Origin of the sequence: Salmonella sp. 32082101201600294FB01SM01, from assembly GCF_017572865.1 — a bacterium.
Classification (GTDB): Bacteria; Pseudomonadota; Gammaproteobacteria; order Enterobacterales; family Enterobacteriaceae; genus Salmonella; species Salmonella enterica.
On the sequence record NZ_JAGESB010000001.1, the window covers coordinates 584376 to 598901 of the forward strand.

Annotated in this window: 10 protein-coding genes; 5 read left to right on the top strand and 5 right to left on the bottom strand. The window is 54.9% G+C overall.

Annotation, left to right across the window (positions count from 1 at the left end; genetic code table 11):
- Positions 1-137: 137 nt before the first annotated feature.
- On the top strand, positions 138-1733 hold the full coding sequence (locus J4645_RS02820; RefSeq protein ID WP_000961480.1) for an ABC-F family ATPase: 1596 nt from the start codon (positions 138-140) through the stop codon (positions 1731-1733).
- A gap of 121 nt (positions 1734-1854) precedes the next feature.
- Here J4645_RS02820 and J4645_RS02825 read toward each other — a convergent pair whose 3' ends face one another.
- Complete coding sequence (locus J4645_RS02825) at positions 1855-3120, bottom strand: DUF1479 domain-containing protein (protein ID WP_000210951.1); 1266 nt, start codon at positions 3118-3120, stop codon at positions 1855-1857.
- 261 nt (positions 3121-3381) lie between these two features.
- On the opposite strand from J4645_RS02825, the gene J4645_RS02830 reads away from it, so the two are divergent.
- Positions 3382-4191, top strand: coding sequence for a Cof-type HAD-IIB family hydrolase (locus tag J4645_RS02830; protein ID WP_000217907.1), 810 nt, complete (start codon positions 3382-3384; stop codon positions 4189-4191).
- A gap of 77 nt (positions 4192-4268) precedes the next feature.
- Here the strand turns inward: J4645_RS02830 and J4645_RS02835 are convergent, their stop codons facing one another.
- The 4 genes from J4645_RS02835 to moeA all read right to left on the bottom strand — a co-directional run bounded on the left by J4645_RS02835 (position 4269) and on the right by moeA (position 9868).
- Positions 4269-6701, bottom strand: a complete 2433-nt coding sequence (locus J4645_RS02835) for a glycyl radical protein (RefSeq protein WP_000192652.1) — start codon at positions 6699-6701, stop codon at positions 4269-4271.
- A gap of 5 nt (positions 6702-6706) precedes the next feature.
- Positions 6707-7606: a glycyl-radical enzyme activating protein gene (locus J4645_RS02840; protein ID WP_000576947.1), complete on the bottom strand. Its 900-nt coding sequence runs from the start codon at positions 7604-7606 to the stop codon at positions 6707-6709.
- Positions 7607-7883: 277 nt separating this feature from the next.
- Entirely contained in the window at positions 7884-8633 is a 750-nt protein-coding gene (moeB, locus tag J4645_RS02845; protein ID WP_000829283.1) for a molybdopterin-synthase adenylyltransferase MoeB, read from the bottom strand.
- Positions 8633-9868: a molybdopterin molybdotransferase MoeA gene (gene moeA / locus J4645_RS02850; protein WP_000395792.1), complete on the bottom strand. Its 1236-nt coding sequence runs from the start codon at positions 9866-9868 to the stop codon at positions 8633-8635. The genes moeB and moeA overlap by 1 nt, the downstream gene beginning before the upstream one ends.
- Before the next feature lie 203 nt (positions 9869-10071).
- On the opposite strand from moeA, the gene iaaA reads away from it, so the two are divergent.
- The 3 genes from iaaA to gsiB are packed head-to-tail and all read left to right on the top strand — an operon-like array spanning position 10072 to position 14466.
- Entirely contained in the window at positions 10072-11013 is a 942-nt protein-coding gene (iaaA, locus tag J4645_RS02855; protein WP_001030503.1) for a beta-aspartyl-peptidase, read from the top strand.
- 10 nt (positions 11014-11023) lie between these two features.
- The gene (gene gsiA, locus J4645_RS02860) at positions 11024-12895 is read left to right on the top strand and encodes a glutathione ABC transporter ATP-binding protein GsiA (RefSeq protein WP_001120575.1); all 1872 of its coding nucleotides are present in this window, start codon (positions 11024-11026) and stop codon (positions 12893-12895) included.
- 32 nt (positions 12896-12927) lie between these two features.
- A complete protein-coding gene (gene gsiB / locus J4645_RS02865; RefSeq protein WP_000191439.1) occupies positions 12928-14466 on the top strand; it encodes a glutathione ABC transporter substrate-binding protein GsiB in 1539 nt (512 codons plus the stop codon).
- Positions 14467-14526 lie beyond the last annotated feature (60 nt).

The following is a 14526-nucleotide window of genomic DNA, read 5'->3' on the forward strand; positions in this document are numbered from 1 at the left end:
AAACAGGGAATTCAGATGTGTACGAAATCACGTTTTTTTCCCTTACGGTTCAGTGTAGCCCTTTGTACAGGGCGCGATCTTATTTCAGACTTGTGGCATAATAAGCGGTTTGTCACATCTTTTTTCAGGATAAGCCTGTGTTAGTTTCCAGCAACGTTACCATGCAGTTCGGCAGTAAGCCGCTGTTCGAAAACATTTCCGTCAAATTTGGCGGCGGCAACCGTTACGGCCTGATCGGCGCCAACGGTAGCGGAAAGTCCACTTTTATGAAAATCCTCGGCGGCGACCTGGAGCCGACGCTGGGCAATGTTTCCCTCGATCCGAATGAGCGCATCGGTAAGCTGCGTCAGGACCAGTTCGCTTTTGAAACATTCACCGTACTTGATACTGTCATTATGGGGCATGGCGAACTGTGGGAAGTCAAGCAGGAGCGCGACCGTATCTACGCCTTGCCGGAAATGAGCGAAGAAGACGGCTATAAAGTCGCCGATCTGGAAGTAAAATACGGCGAGATGGACGGTTATTCCGCTGAGGCGCGCGCGGGCGAACTGCTGTTGGGGGTGGGCATCCCGCTGGAGCAGCATTACGGTCTGATGAGTGAAGTCGCGCCAGGCTGGAAATTGCGTGTGCTGCTGGCGCAGGCGTTATTCTCTAATCCGGACATCCTGTTGCTCGACGAACCGACCAACAACCTGGATATTGATACTATCCGTTGGCTGGAGCAGGTGCTGAACGAGCGCGATAGCACGATGATCATCATTTCGCACGACCGTCACTTCCTGAACATGGTTTGTACGCATATGGCGGATCTGGATTACGGCGACTTGCGCGTCTATCCGGGTAACTATGATGAGTATATGACGGCGGCGACTCAGGCGCGTGAACGTCTGTTGGCCGATAATGCGAAGAAAAAAGCGCAAATTGCCGAGCTGCAATCTTTTGTTAGCCGTTTTAGCGCCAATGCCTCTAAATCACGTCAGGCAACGTCGCGCGCGCGGCAGATTGATAAAATCAAGCTGGAAGAGGTGAAAGCCTCCAGCCGTCAGAACCCGTTCATCCGTTTTGAGCAGGATAAAAAACTGTTCCGTAACGCTCTGGAAGTGGAAGCGCTGACGAAAGGTTTTGATAACGGTCCGCTGTTTAAAAATGTCAATTTGCTGCTCGAAGTCGGCGAGAAGCTGGCGGTACTCGGCACCAATGGCGTGGGTAAATCTACGCTGCTGAAGACGCTGGTTGGCGATCTGGACGCCGATCACGGCACCGTTAAATGGTCGGAAAACGCGCGTATTGGTTACTACGCGCAGGACCACGAATATGAATTCGAAAATGACCTGACGGTGTTTGAATGGATGAGTCAGTGGAAGCAGGAAGGCGACGACGAGCAGGCAGTGCGCAGTATTCTGGGCCGCCTGCTATTTAGCCAGGATGATATCAAAAAGCCTGCGAAAGTCCTTTCCGGTGGCGAGAAGGGCCGTATGCTTTTCGGCAAACTGATGATGCAAAAGCCGAATATCCTGATCATGGACGAACCGACTAACCACCTGGATATGGAGTCGATCGAATCGCTGAATATGGCGCTGGAGCTGTATCAGGGCACGCTGATCTTTGTTTCGCACGACCGTGAGTTCGTCAGCTCGCTGGCAACCCGCGTCATTGAAATTACGCCAGAGCGCGTGGTGGACTTCAGCGGCAACTACGACGATTATTTGCGTAGTAAAGGGATTGAAAGCTAAACACTGACGCCCGGTGGCGCTGTGCTTACCGGGCCAACGTATCCTGGCGCGTCGGTTCGGTAAGACGGGTGCGCCCAGGCAAAGGGCACACCGCAGTTGAGCGGGCAGGGCTGTACGACCGTCAAACGTCCATACCTAATGCCCGTTTACCGTGAATATTCAGATCGCGCAGCGTGAAGCGCCCTTCCCAGGTGGTTTCATAGTCCTCGCGCGGGAAATCGCCCGGTGATGCGCCTGTCTCCAGTGCCGCTTTCACCTTACGCGCATAGGCCAGATTTTTCTCACACATTGGCGCGGCAGGAATGTACATCACATTGCCCCAGCCCTGCTGATTTTCTACGGGGGCGACGGAGTGGATGACATCGCAATGCCACCACACGGAATCCCCGGCTTCCAGTGGCGGAATGCTGGTTAACGCCGCCATCAGTAAAGGATGCCACTGTTCAGAAATCGGCAGCACCCGGCCCGGCGCGACGCCGCATAATTCATCTTCCGGGACATCATCCAGCAGCGGGCGCAGCAGAATATACGCCATCGCCTCCGGGATAGGGACGACATGAAGCAACCCCTGACCGGGCAGCATATCGGAGAGCGCAGTCCAGCCCTGGAAGGTGCGAAATACCGAACATTTGGTGGTGTTATCCACCGTATACTCTTCAACGTCGGTACGGTGCGCCGCATTCCACGGATCGTACTGCTCGACGTTGCCGTTAAACACGCTGGCGAATACCTGCTGATAGGCTGGTAGCAGCCAGCGTTCCAGCGCGCCGGAGTCGGTATGCGCTCCCAGTCCTTTGGATGTGGTGCCTGGCGGGCGGCGACGGATGCGATCCGGATAAATGATGCTGATATCCGGATTAAACCATCGCTTGCCGTCGTGCTCTACCTGCCACAGACGGTTGAGGAACGACTGCGCCAGCGCCATCTCTTCACTTTGGCGGGCCTGCATTTGCGCCTGCGACCAGTAGACAGGATAGATTTCAGGCCGGGAGGCGCTCAGCGTACCGAAAAAATTATCCCCCGGTCCTTTATACACCTCGTCAAAATGGTTCTTGTCCAGATAGTCGAGCATCGACTGGTCCCATGCCAGCGCCTGTTCGCGTGGAAAATGACCTTTAATCACCGCGCACCCGCGGCGCTTAACCTCGGCGCGGGTGGCATCGCTAATGTTGCCCATCGCCAGTTCGCTAAAAGGGATAATTGGCCATACCGGCTGTCCCTGCGCCTTCAGATCGTTAATTTCCGCCACCCGGGCTGCTATGGTGGCGCTCAAACGGTCGAACACCGCCTGTACGTCGCCGATTTGCGCGCGTAGCGCCTGCTTCATCTGACGAATGGCCGCTTTTGGGTCGGCGGGCAGCGTTTCGTGGGTAAAAGGAGTCGTCATATTAACCTCATCGTCTTTCGTTCGAAAGTAAAATTAGTTACATGTGATACTTTAAGTTAAAATAAGGTTAATGCAAGTTTAAAATATTGCAGGGGAACACAAAGAGGGAAGCGAGAGGAAAACGTAAGGTGGCCAGGACGCCTTAATGTCTTATGCGGCTATTCCTTTCGTTCAGCCACTTTTCATTCGAAATAAATTTGTGGTTCTGCTCACATTGTTATTAAAATGTTTCTGGTCGCAGTTACAGCCAGGAGCTTAAGTATGACCGTTAACGTTGTCGTTACCGATATGGACGGCACTTTTCTCGACGATGCCAAGCAGTACGATCGTGTACGCTTCATGGCGCAATACCAGGAACTGAAAAAACGTAATATCGAATTTGTGGTCGCTAGCGGTAATCAGTACTATCAGTTGATCTCCTTCTTCCCCGAGCTGAAAGACGAAATTTCCTTCGTCGCAGAAAATGGCGCGCTGGTGTATGAACATGGCAAACAGTTGTTTCACGGGGAGCTAACCCGGCATGAATCGCGTATTGTGATTGGCGAACTGCTGAAGGATAAGCAGCTTAACTTCGTCGCCTGTGGTCTGAAAAGCGCTTATGTCAGCAAAAACGCTCCCGAGGCTTTCGTGGCGCTGATGGCCAAACATTATCACCGCCTGCAGCCGGTAAACGATTATCACGACATTGACGATATCCTGTTTAAGTTCTCCCTGAATTTGCCTGATGAACAAATTCCGCTGGTTATCGACAAACTGCACGTATCTCTGGATGGCATCATGAAGCCCGTCACCAGCGGCTTCGGTTTTATCGACCTGATTATCCCGGGACTGCATAAAGCGAATGGCATCAGTCGTCTGTTAAAGCGCTGGAACAGGTCGCCACAGAATGTCGTCGCCATTGGCGACAGCGGTAATGATGCGGAAATGTTGAAAATGGCGCATTACTCTTTTGCCATGGGCAATGCTGCAGACAATATCAAAGCGCTTTCACGCTATCACACTGATGATAATAACCATCAAGGCGCGCTCAACGTCATTCAGGCCGTGCTTGACGGCACCGATCCCTTCTGATTAACAGGCCTGCGCAGGCCTGTTAAGCGTAGCGCCATCAGGCAATTCGGACATATTGCCGATGGCGCCTGGGCAAATTACAGCATATGTTCGGTACGGGCGATGATATCGTCCTGCGCGTCCGGCGACAGCGCGGTGAAGAAGGCGGAGTAGCCTGCCACACGCACGACCAGATCGCGGTACTGGTCTGGATGTTTTTTCGCATCCAACAGCGTTTCGCGTGACACGATGTTGTACTGAATATGCCAGCCTTTATGCACCTCAAAGAACGTCCGTAGCAGAACCATCAGTTTCTGTTTGTCGGATTCGTTTTCCAGCGTCGTTGGGTTCAGTTTCTGGTTGAGCAGCACGCCGCCGAGAATAGAACCGGTAGGTAATTTGCCTACGGAACCAATCACCGCCGTCGGGCCGAGATGATCCGTACCCGATGCAGGGCTTGCGCCTTCCGCCAGCGGTGTATGCGCTTTGCGACCATCCGGGGTAGCCATAGTCGCGGCGCCAAACGGCACGTTTGCTGAGATAGAGGACGTACCGGCGTAATAGTTGCCGCCCACAGGGCCACGACCGTAGCGCGGGTTATGGTACTGCTTCAGCTCATCAATATAGGTCTGATAAGCGCGCGCCAGCAGGGTATCGACACTGTCATCGTCGTTACCGTACTTCGGCGCGCCGTTAATCAGACGCTGGCGCAGCTGCTCGTGAGTCAGGCCGTCAAAGTCATCGGCCAGCGCGGCGGCAAGCTGCTGTTGACCGATAACACCCTGTTCGAAGACCAGTTTTTTCACGGCGGCGAGGCTGTTGCCCAGGTTGGCGATACCGACCTGGAGACCGGATACCCAGTCATATTTCGCGCCGCCTTGCTTGATACTCTTCGCGCGTTCAATACAGTCGTCTACCAGCGCTGAGCAGAGAATATCGTGGACGTTCTCTTCCAGCATGGTGTCGACCACATACTCAATTTCGATCGATTTGCGCGTGTAGTAGCGAATTTGGGTATCCCAGGCGGCCATCACTTCGTCAAAATTGTTAAAGTTGCCTGCGGAGAGCGCCTTTTCCTGCGGCAGAAATACTTTGCCGCTGGTGGCGTCGCGACCGCCTTCCAGCGCCGCCAGCATGACGCGGGCGAAGTTAATAAAGCTCATGCCGGTGCAGCGATAACCCCATTTCCCGCCGACGGCGGTTTCGATACAGCCGATCGCCGCGTAATCGTAAGCGTCCTGTGGTTCGATTCCCAACTTGATAAATTCCGGGATGACGATTTCATCATTGTTAAACGCCGGCATCCCAAAGCCGCAGCGGATGACCTGGACGCAGGCGTCAAGGAAATCGTTACTCATTCTGGCGTGATAACGCACACTGAGGTTGGGCTGGGTAGAACGCAGACGTCCGCAGGACTCCAGAATGGCGTAAGACAGCGGATTCACTGCGTCCATTGGCTGACCGTTGATGAGATTCTGACCGCCAATGGTGACGTTTTGATACAGCGGGCTGCCCGCGGAAGCTTTAGAGTGCGAACCGGAACGGATCTTGTTTACTTCCAGCAGTTTCAGCCAGCAGCTGTGCAGCAGTTCAATGGCGTGCTCACGATCCAGCGTCTGGTTTAGTTCGACATCGCGACGATAATAGGGGTAAAGATACTGGTCCATACGACCAAATGACACCGAGTGACCGTTAGACTCAATTTGTAGAATCAGTTGAATGAAGTAGCACAATTGCAGTGCTTGCCAGAAGGTCTGCGGCGGTTGGTGGGCGATCACCTCACAGTTTTCGGCGATGGTAAGTAGTTCTTTACGACGGCTTTCACGGGACTCTTCGCTTGCCATCTGGCGCGCCAGCGCGGCAAAGCGCGTGATATGCTGGCTTACCGCGTCCAGCACTATATCAATCGCCTTCAGGAACTGCTCGCCATGCAGATCTTCCAGCACGGTCAGGTTGATGCGTGAGCGGCGCTCGGCGACTTTATCGCGCAGGCCATCAAGCCCTTTTTCCAGCAGCAGCGGGAAGTTCACCGCCAGGTGCGCGTCACCGGAAGTCATATTGCCTTCGGCTTTGATAATGCCAGTCGCCAGAAGCCCTTTTTGTTCATCGGTAAACATGCCGTAGCAGCGATCCTGGACGGTTTGACCGCGCCACCACGGACAGATGTCGTGCAGAATACGTTTGTTTTCTTCACTTACGGAAAAACCTGCGCCGGGCCGGTCCGCCAGGTCGTCGATCTCTTTTTCAATCCACGAGACGGTATATTCTGGGAAAATCGGCGCGGCCCGGACTTCACTTGCCTGGTTGCCGACGATCAGTTCATCGTGTTTTATCCAGATAGTGCGTTCCGCCAGGTGATGGGCCAGCGCCAGCGCGCGGCGTACCGGAATCGGTTTATCCAGATGCTGCTGGTACATTTCGGTATAATGCTGTGCGCGTTCGGTACAGACCGGCGGTTTCACGATATGTACCAGCGCGGTTTTGTGCGCCTTAATGCGGTCGCTGAGCGTGTCCAGTTTCAGTTGGGTCATGATAATTATCCTCGTAGGGTCGCGGTTAAACCTTTTTGGCAGGCGTACTTCTGGGCAAAATCAAGTAACGCCGGCGCATCCAGTGGTTTATCCGGGGCATGATAGGGCTGACTGAGTAAGTGGTATTTATTGATGCCCAGCGTGTGGTAGGGCAGAAAATGAATTTCCCCGACGTGCAGTTCGTCGGCGGCAAAGTCGGTAATGGCTTTAATGGCCTCCTCATCGGCATTAAATCCCTGAATCAGCGGGACGCGAATCACCATTTTTTTGCCCGCGGCGGCGAGTTTCCTGAGATTTTCCAGCACCCGCGAGGCGCTGCCATCGGTCCACTGCTTAAACGGCCCGTCGGCGACATGCTTCAAATCAGCCAGAAACAGATCGATATAAGGCAGTGAGGGCGCAATGTATTTCCATGGAACATGCAGACAGGTCTCAACCGCAGTATGAATACCGGCGTCATGGCTGGCTTTAAACAGCTCTGCCGCCAGTTCCGGCTGCATAAACGGTTCGCCGCCGGAAAGCGTAAGACCGCCGCCGCTGCGATCGTAAAAAGGTTTATCGCGCAGTACCGTCGCCATGATCTCATCCACGCTTTTTATTTCGCCGCACACGGTTAACGCCTGTGTGGGGCAGCAATGCGCCAGGATGGAAAAATGGGCGTCGGTCAGTTTCTCGCGATGGATGAGCAGGCCGTTTAGCGCGCGCTCAATGACGTCCGGCGCGGCTTGCGCGCACAGGTCGCATCCTTCGAGACACAGCCGCGCGTCGTATAACAGATCCTGAGCGCGGGCGCGGCTTTCCGGGTTCTGGCACCAGCGACAGCCCAACGAACAGCCTTTGAGAAATACTACGGTACGGATACCGGGGCCATCGTGGGTAGAATAGCGCTGAATATTGAAGATCATAAACGGCCTCTCTTATTTCATATAAAGATTAAATTACTTTCGAATGAAAGTTATCTTGATGTGCGTCAACGAATGGAGAGGTTCTGACAAAGAGGCGTTAAATGAGGTACAACATCACGGTTTGAGGTTGTGGTATGGCGTTTAAGATGATGCCGCGCTGCTTGAGCCGATCGTCAGTCGGAGCTTGGGTAAGCTGGCTTTGCGTCTGATGACAGTAATTATCTGTTGATACAGCACGGCCATAAACCGTGCTTCGGTATGTTTATCTGTAAAGTGACTACTGCCCGCAGACCTCACAGCCGGGGTTGCGCATCAACTTCATTTCGCGGAACTGACAGGTCATCGCATCGTACATGACGATTTTTCCGCTGGCAGGCTGACCGTAATGCGCCAGCAGCTTAATGGCCTCCATTGCCTGTAGCGAACCGATCACGCCAATCAGCGGCGCCATCACCCCTGCCTCTACGCAGGTCAGAGCGTTTTCGCCAAACAGACGGCTCAGGCAGCGGTAACAGGGTTCGTTTTCCTGATATGTAAAGACGGTAACTTGTCCTTCCATACGAATGGCCGCGCCGGAGATTAGCGGCACTTTCGCGGTATAGCACCCGGCGTTAAGTTGATTACGTACGCTAACGTTATCGGTACAGTCCAGTACCAGCGAATGCCCGGCAATCAGGCTGGTCATGGCGTCGTCGTCCAGCCGCGCGTTAACGGGCGTAATGGTAATATGCGGGTTGATTCGCGCCAGCGCGTCGCGGGCGGACTCTACCTTTGGCTGCCCGACCGTGGCGTCGCTGTGCAAGGTTTGACGCTGGAGATTGGAAACGGAAACGGTATCAAAATCGAGTAGCGTCAGTTGCCCGACGCCAGCGCCGGCCAGATACTGCGTTGCCGCGCAGCCGAGTCCGCCCAGCCCGACCACTAATACCCGCGAATCTTTTAACGCTTCCTGCCCTTCAAAATCGAAGCCGCGCAGAATAATTTGTCGGTTATAGCGCAGCATCTCCTGGTCGCTAAGTTCCGCCATTACAGGCCTCCGAACAGAGCATTAAACGGCTCGACTTCCACCCATTCTCCCGGCTCAACATTGCCGCGTTCACGCTCCAGCACAATAAAGCAGTTGCCCAGACTAAACGAGCTGAAAATATGTGAACCCTGGTGCCCGGTGGTCGTGACCTCCAGTTCGCCGTTGGCGCTACGTTGCAGGATGCCGCGCTGGAAATCGAGACGCCCCGGCGTTTTCTTCAGGCGAGATGTTGTGCGTACACGCTGGCGCGGCGGTACAGCGCTTGCCGTGTTGCCGCCAAGCTTCGCCAGTAAAGGCTGAACCAGTTGATAAAAAGTGAGCGCCGCAGAGACTGGATTCCCCGGCAGGCCACAGAACCAGCTATTACTGAGTTTGCCGAAGGCAAACGGTTTGCCTGGCTTGATAGCCAGCTTCCAGAAGGCGATTTCGCCCAACTCCTCAAGGATGGTTTTGGTATAGTCCGCTTCACCAACCGAGACGCCGCCGGAGCTTATCACTACATCGGCCTGGCTGTCGGCGTCGATAAACGCGGCGCGAAGCTTACCGGGATCGTCAGGAATAATGCCTAAATTGATCACTTCGCAGCCAAGCTGTTGCAGCATCAAATGTATAGTTAGACGGTTAGTGTCATAAATTTGTCCCGCCTCTAGCGGCTGGCCCGGAAGCTGGAGCTCGTCGCCGGTCGAGAACAGCGCTACGCGCACTTTACGTACAACCTGCGCATCGGCAATTCCCAGCGACGCCAGCACCGGCAGTTCGGCAGTAGTCAGGCGCGTACCGGCCGGAAAGACCACCGCATCCTGGCGAATATCCTCGCCGCGGCGGCGGATGTTTTGTCCGCAACGAACATCGGCGGTAAAACGCACGCCATCATCGGTTTGTTCCGTCTGCTCTTGCATGACTACCGCCTCGCAACCTGCCGGTACCGGGGCGCCGGTCATAATGCGAATGCAGGTTCCCGCAGGCCACTCTCCCTGGTAAGGCTGACCGGCAAATGCTTTGCCGGCGACGGGCAGCGGCTTATCGGCGGACAAATCCGCCACGCGTACCGCATAACCATCCATAGCTGAATTATCAAAGCCGGGGACATCAAGGGGAGATACGATATCGGTCGCCAGGATGCGGCCAAAGCAGTTCACCAGCGGCAACGTTTCTACGGCGGTGAGCGGGGTAATACGTGAAAGCATCTGGGTCAGCGCCGTTTCAAGCGGCATCAATCCGGCGGAAAATTCCATGAACATACTCCTGCGAGGCAAAATCGAATCCGGCTATTATGTCAGAAAACAGTGGCGGGCAGTATGCTACCTCGGTCTTAGAGACGGCCTTGCGCCTTTACATACCTTACGCATCTTTCTATATTCAAAAATCGAATGAATAACTCACAACAATTCTGATAGTTATAGTAAAAGTTGTGTGCCACCGTTAATGGACCCTAAAAATGAATAAAGCAGTGATTGCGATTCACGGCGGCGCAGGCGCGATTGCTCGCGCGCAAATGAGCCATGAGCAGGAGCTACGCTATATCCAGGCGCTGTCAGAGATTGTCGAAAGCGGGCAAAAGATGCTGGAAGCAGGTGACAGCGCGCTTGATGTAGTGACGGAAGCGGTGCGCCTGCTGGAAGCGTGTCCGCTCTTCAATGCGGGTATCGGCGCGGTCTATACCCGAGACGGAACTCATGAACTGGATGCCTGCGTGATGGACGGCAATACCCTGAAAGCCGGAGCCGTCGCGGGCGTGAGTCATGTTCGCCATCCTGTGCTCGCCGCCAGACTGGTGATGGAGCGCAGCCCGCATGTACTCATGGTGGGGGAAGGGGCGGAAAACTTTGCCTTTTCACAGGGGATGGCGCGCGTTTCGCCGGATATCTTTTCCACCCCGGCGCGTTACGAGCAATTGCTGGCGGCGCGTGCGGCGGGCGAAATGGCGCTCGATCACAGCGGCGCGCCGCTGGACGAAACGAAAAAAATGGGTACAGTCGGCGCGGTGGCGCGGGATAAATTCGGCAATCTGGCGGCGGCAACGTCTACCGGTGGGATGACCAATAAATTGCCCGGGCGCGTCGGCGACAGCCCGCTGGTCGGCGCAGGGTGTTATGCCAACAACGCCAGCGTCGCCGTTTCCTGTACCGGAACGGGAGAGGTCTTTATTCGCACGCTCGCGGCTTACGATATCGCCGCATTGATGGAATATGGCGGACTCAGCCTTGCCGACGCCTGCGAGCGCGTGGTGATGGAAAAATTACCGGCGCTGGGCGGCAGCGGTGGATTAATCGCCGTTGATCACGAAGGTAATGTCGCGTTGCCGTTTAACAGCGAAGGGATGTATCGCGCCTGGGGATATGCCGGGGATACCCCTACCACAGGAATTTACCGGGAATAAGGAGCCGCAGGTGCCGCACAGCGATGAACTGGATAGCCGCGATGTTCTGTCCGTCAGTGGCCTGAATATCGCGTTTCACCACGAAGGGCAACAGATAGACGCCGTGCGTAATGTGTCATTACGCCTGAAGCGTGGAGAGACTCTGGCGATTGTCGGCGAGTCGGGATCGGGAAAATCGGTGACGGCGCTGGCGTTAATGCGGCTGATTGAGCAGTCGGGCGCGAACGTGCGCTGCGGCGAAATGCTGTTGCGTCGGCGTAATCGCCAGGTGATTGAGTTGTCTGAGCAGAGTGACGCGCAGATGCGGCGTGTGCGCGGCGCGGATATCGCCATGATTTTCCAGGAGCCAATGACCTCGCTCAACCCGGTATTTACCGTTGGCGAGCAAATTGCCGAATCTATTCGTTTGCATCAGGGCGCCAGCCACGAAGAGGCGCTGGCGGAAGCGAAACGTATGCTCGATCAGGTACGGATCCCGGAGTCGCAGGCGATTTTATCGCGTTATCCGCATCAGCTTTCCGGCGGGATGCGCCAGCGAGTCATGATCGCGATGGCGCTATCCTGCCGTCCGGCGGTATTGATTGCCGATGAACCCACCACGGCGCTGGATGTCACTATCCAGGCGCAAATTCTGCAACTTATCAAAGTGTTGCAGCAAGAGATGTCGATGGGCGTGATTTTTATCACCCACGACATGGGCGTCGTGGCGGATATTGCCGATCGCGTGCTGGTGATGTATCAAGGCGAGGCCGTGGAAACCGGCAGCGTAGAGCAGATTTTCCATGCGCCGACGCATCCTTATACCCAAACGTTGCTGGCCGCCGTCCCTCAGCTTGGCGCGATGCGCGGCCACTCGCTGCCACGCCGTTTCCCGTTGATTTCCGCTGACGAACCGGCCCTTTATGAATCGCAGATTGAGCAAGACACGGTGGTGGAAGGCGAGCCTATTCTCCAGGTTCGGGGGCTGGTGACGCGATTCCCGCTGCGTAGCGGTCTCTTTAACCGCGTTACGCGTGAAGTTCATGCCGTTGAGAATATCAGTTTCGATCTCTGGCCGGGCGAAACGCTATCGCTGGTGGGCGAGTCCGGTAGCGGAAAATCGACGACCGGACGCGCGCTGCTGCGGTTGGTTGAATCCCGGCAGGGGGAGATTATCTTTAACGGCCAGCGCATTGACACGCTGTCTGCGGGTAAACTCCAGCCGTTGCGCCGCGATATTCAATGTATTTTCCAGGACCCTTACGCCTCGCTCGACCCGCGCCAGACCGTGGGGTATTCCATTATGGAACCTTTACGGATTCATGGCCTGGGGCAGGGGGACGCTGCGGCAAAGCGCGTGGCCTGGTTGCTTGAGCGTGTCGGATTACGTCCTGAACATGCCTGGCGTTATCCGCATGAGTTTTCCGGTGGTCAACGTCAGCGCATCTGCATTGCTCGCGCGCTGGCATTGAATCCTAAAGTGATTATTGCTGATGAGGCGGTCTCCGCGCTGGATGTTTCCGTTCGCGGACAGATCATTAATTTACTGCTCGATTTACAACGGGAAATGGGGATCGCCTACCTGTTTATTTCGCATGATATGGCGGTCGTGGAGCGAATTAGCCATCGCGTAGCGGTGATGTATCTTGGTCAAATTGTTGAGATGGGGCCGCGGCGCGCCGTTTTTGAAAATCCGCAGCATCCTTATACGCGTAAATTGATGGCGGCGGTGCCGGTTGCCGATCCCTCCAGACACCGGCCGCGGCGCGTTCTGCTATCAGATGATATACCCAGCAATATTCATAAACGTGGCGAAGAGACGCCCGCCGTTTCATTACAGTTGGTCGGGCCGGGACATTATGTTGCGCGGCCGCTGCAGGATAATGCGCTCTCGCGCTTATAACATTCAGACAGGCAGGGTTTCAGGAGAACAACATGACGCAATTTATTACGCATAAATGGCTGGCGGCGCTGGGACTGGCCTCATCCATTGCGGCTTTTCCGGCCCTGGCGGCCAAAGATGTGGTGGTGGCGGTAGGGTCTAATTTCACCACGCTCGATCCGTATGACGCCAACGATACGCTCTCGCAGGCGGTGGCGAAGTCATTTTATCAGGGGCTGTTTGGCTTGGATAAAGACATGAAGGTAAAAAACGTCCTGGCGAAAGGCTATACCGTTTCTGATGACGGTCTGACCTACACCATTACCCTACGGCAGGGGGTGAAATTTCAGGACGGCGCGGATTTTGATGCGGCGGCGGTGAAAGCGAATCTCGATCGCGCCAGCAATCCGGATAACCACCTCAAGCGTTATAACCTGTATAAAAATATCGCAAAAACGGAGGTTGTCGACCCGGCAACGGTAAAAATTACCCTGAAACAGCCGTTCTCCGCTTTCATTAATATTCTGGCGCACCCGGCGACGGCGATGATCTCGCCGCAAGCGCTGGAAAAATATGGCAAGGATATTGGTTTTCATCCGGTCGGTACCGGTCCATACCAGCTTGAAACCTGGAATCAGACCGACTTTGTCAAAGTGAAAAAGTTCGCCGGTTACTGGCAGCAGGGCTTACCCAAGCTGGATTCTATTACCTGGCGTCCGGTTACTGACAACAATACCCGCGCGGCGATGCTGCAAACCGGCGAAGCGCAATTTGCTTTTCCTATCCCTTATGAGCAGGCCGCGTTACTGGCGAAAAATAAAAACCTCGAACTGGTCGCCAGCCCGTCCATTATGCAGCGTTATATCAGTATGAATGTGACGCAGAAGCCGTTTGATAATCCTAAGGTGCGTGAGGCGTTGAATTACGCTATCAATCGTCAGGCGCTGGTTAAAGTGGCGTTTGCCGGATACGCCACGCCGGCGACGGGCGTGGTGCCGCCGTCGATAGCCTATGCGCAAAGCTATCAGCCGTGGCCCTATGATCCGGCTAAAGCGCGCGAACTGTTGAAAGAGGCGGGGTATCCAGACGGTTTCAGTACCACGCTGTGGTCATCGCACAACCATAGCACCGCGCAAAAAGTGTTGCAGTTTACCCAACAGCAACTGGCGCAGATTGGCATTAAAGCCCGGATAACCGCGATGGACGCTGGCCAGCGCGCCGCGGAAGTTGAGGGCAAAGGGCAAAAAGAGAGCGGCGTGCGAATGTTCTATACCGGCTGGTCGGCGTCGACGGGCGAAGCTGACTGGGCGTTATCGCCGCTCTTCGCATCACAAAACTGGCCGCCGACGCAGTTTAATACCGCTTTTTACAGCAACAAGCAGGTCGACAGCGATTTGGCGGCGGCCTTAAAGACCAACGATCCGCAGGAGAAAACACGATTATACAAAGAGGCGCAGGATATTATCTGGAAAGAGTCGCCCTGGATACCGTTGGTGGTGGAGAAATTGGTTTCTGCGCACAGTAAAAATTTGACCGGTTTCTGGATTATGCCGGATACCGGTTTCAGCTTTGACGATGCGGATTTGAAGTAAGTAATGCGATGGGGCTGGATGGCGCGCGCGTTGTCCGCCATCCGGTAAAAGGTTCGTGTG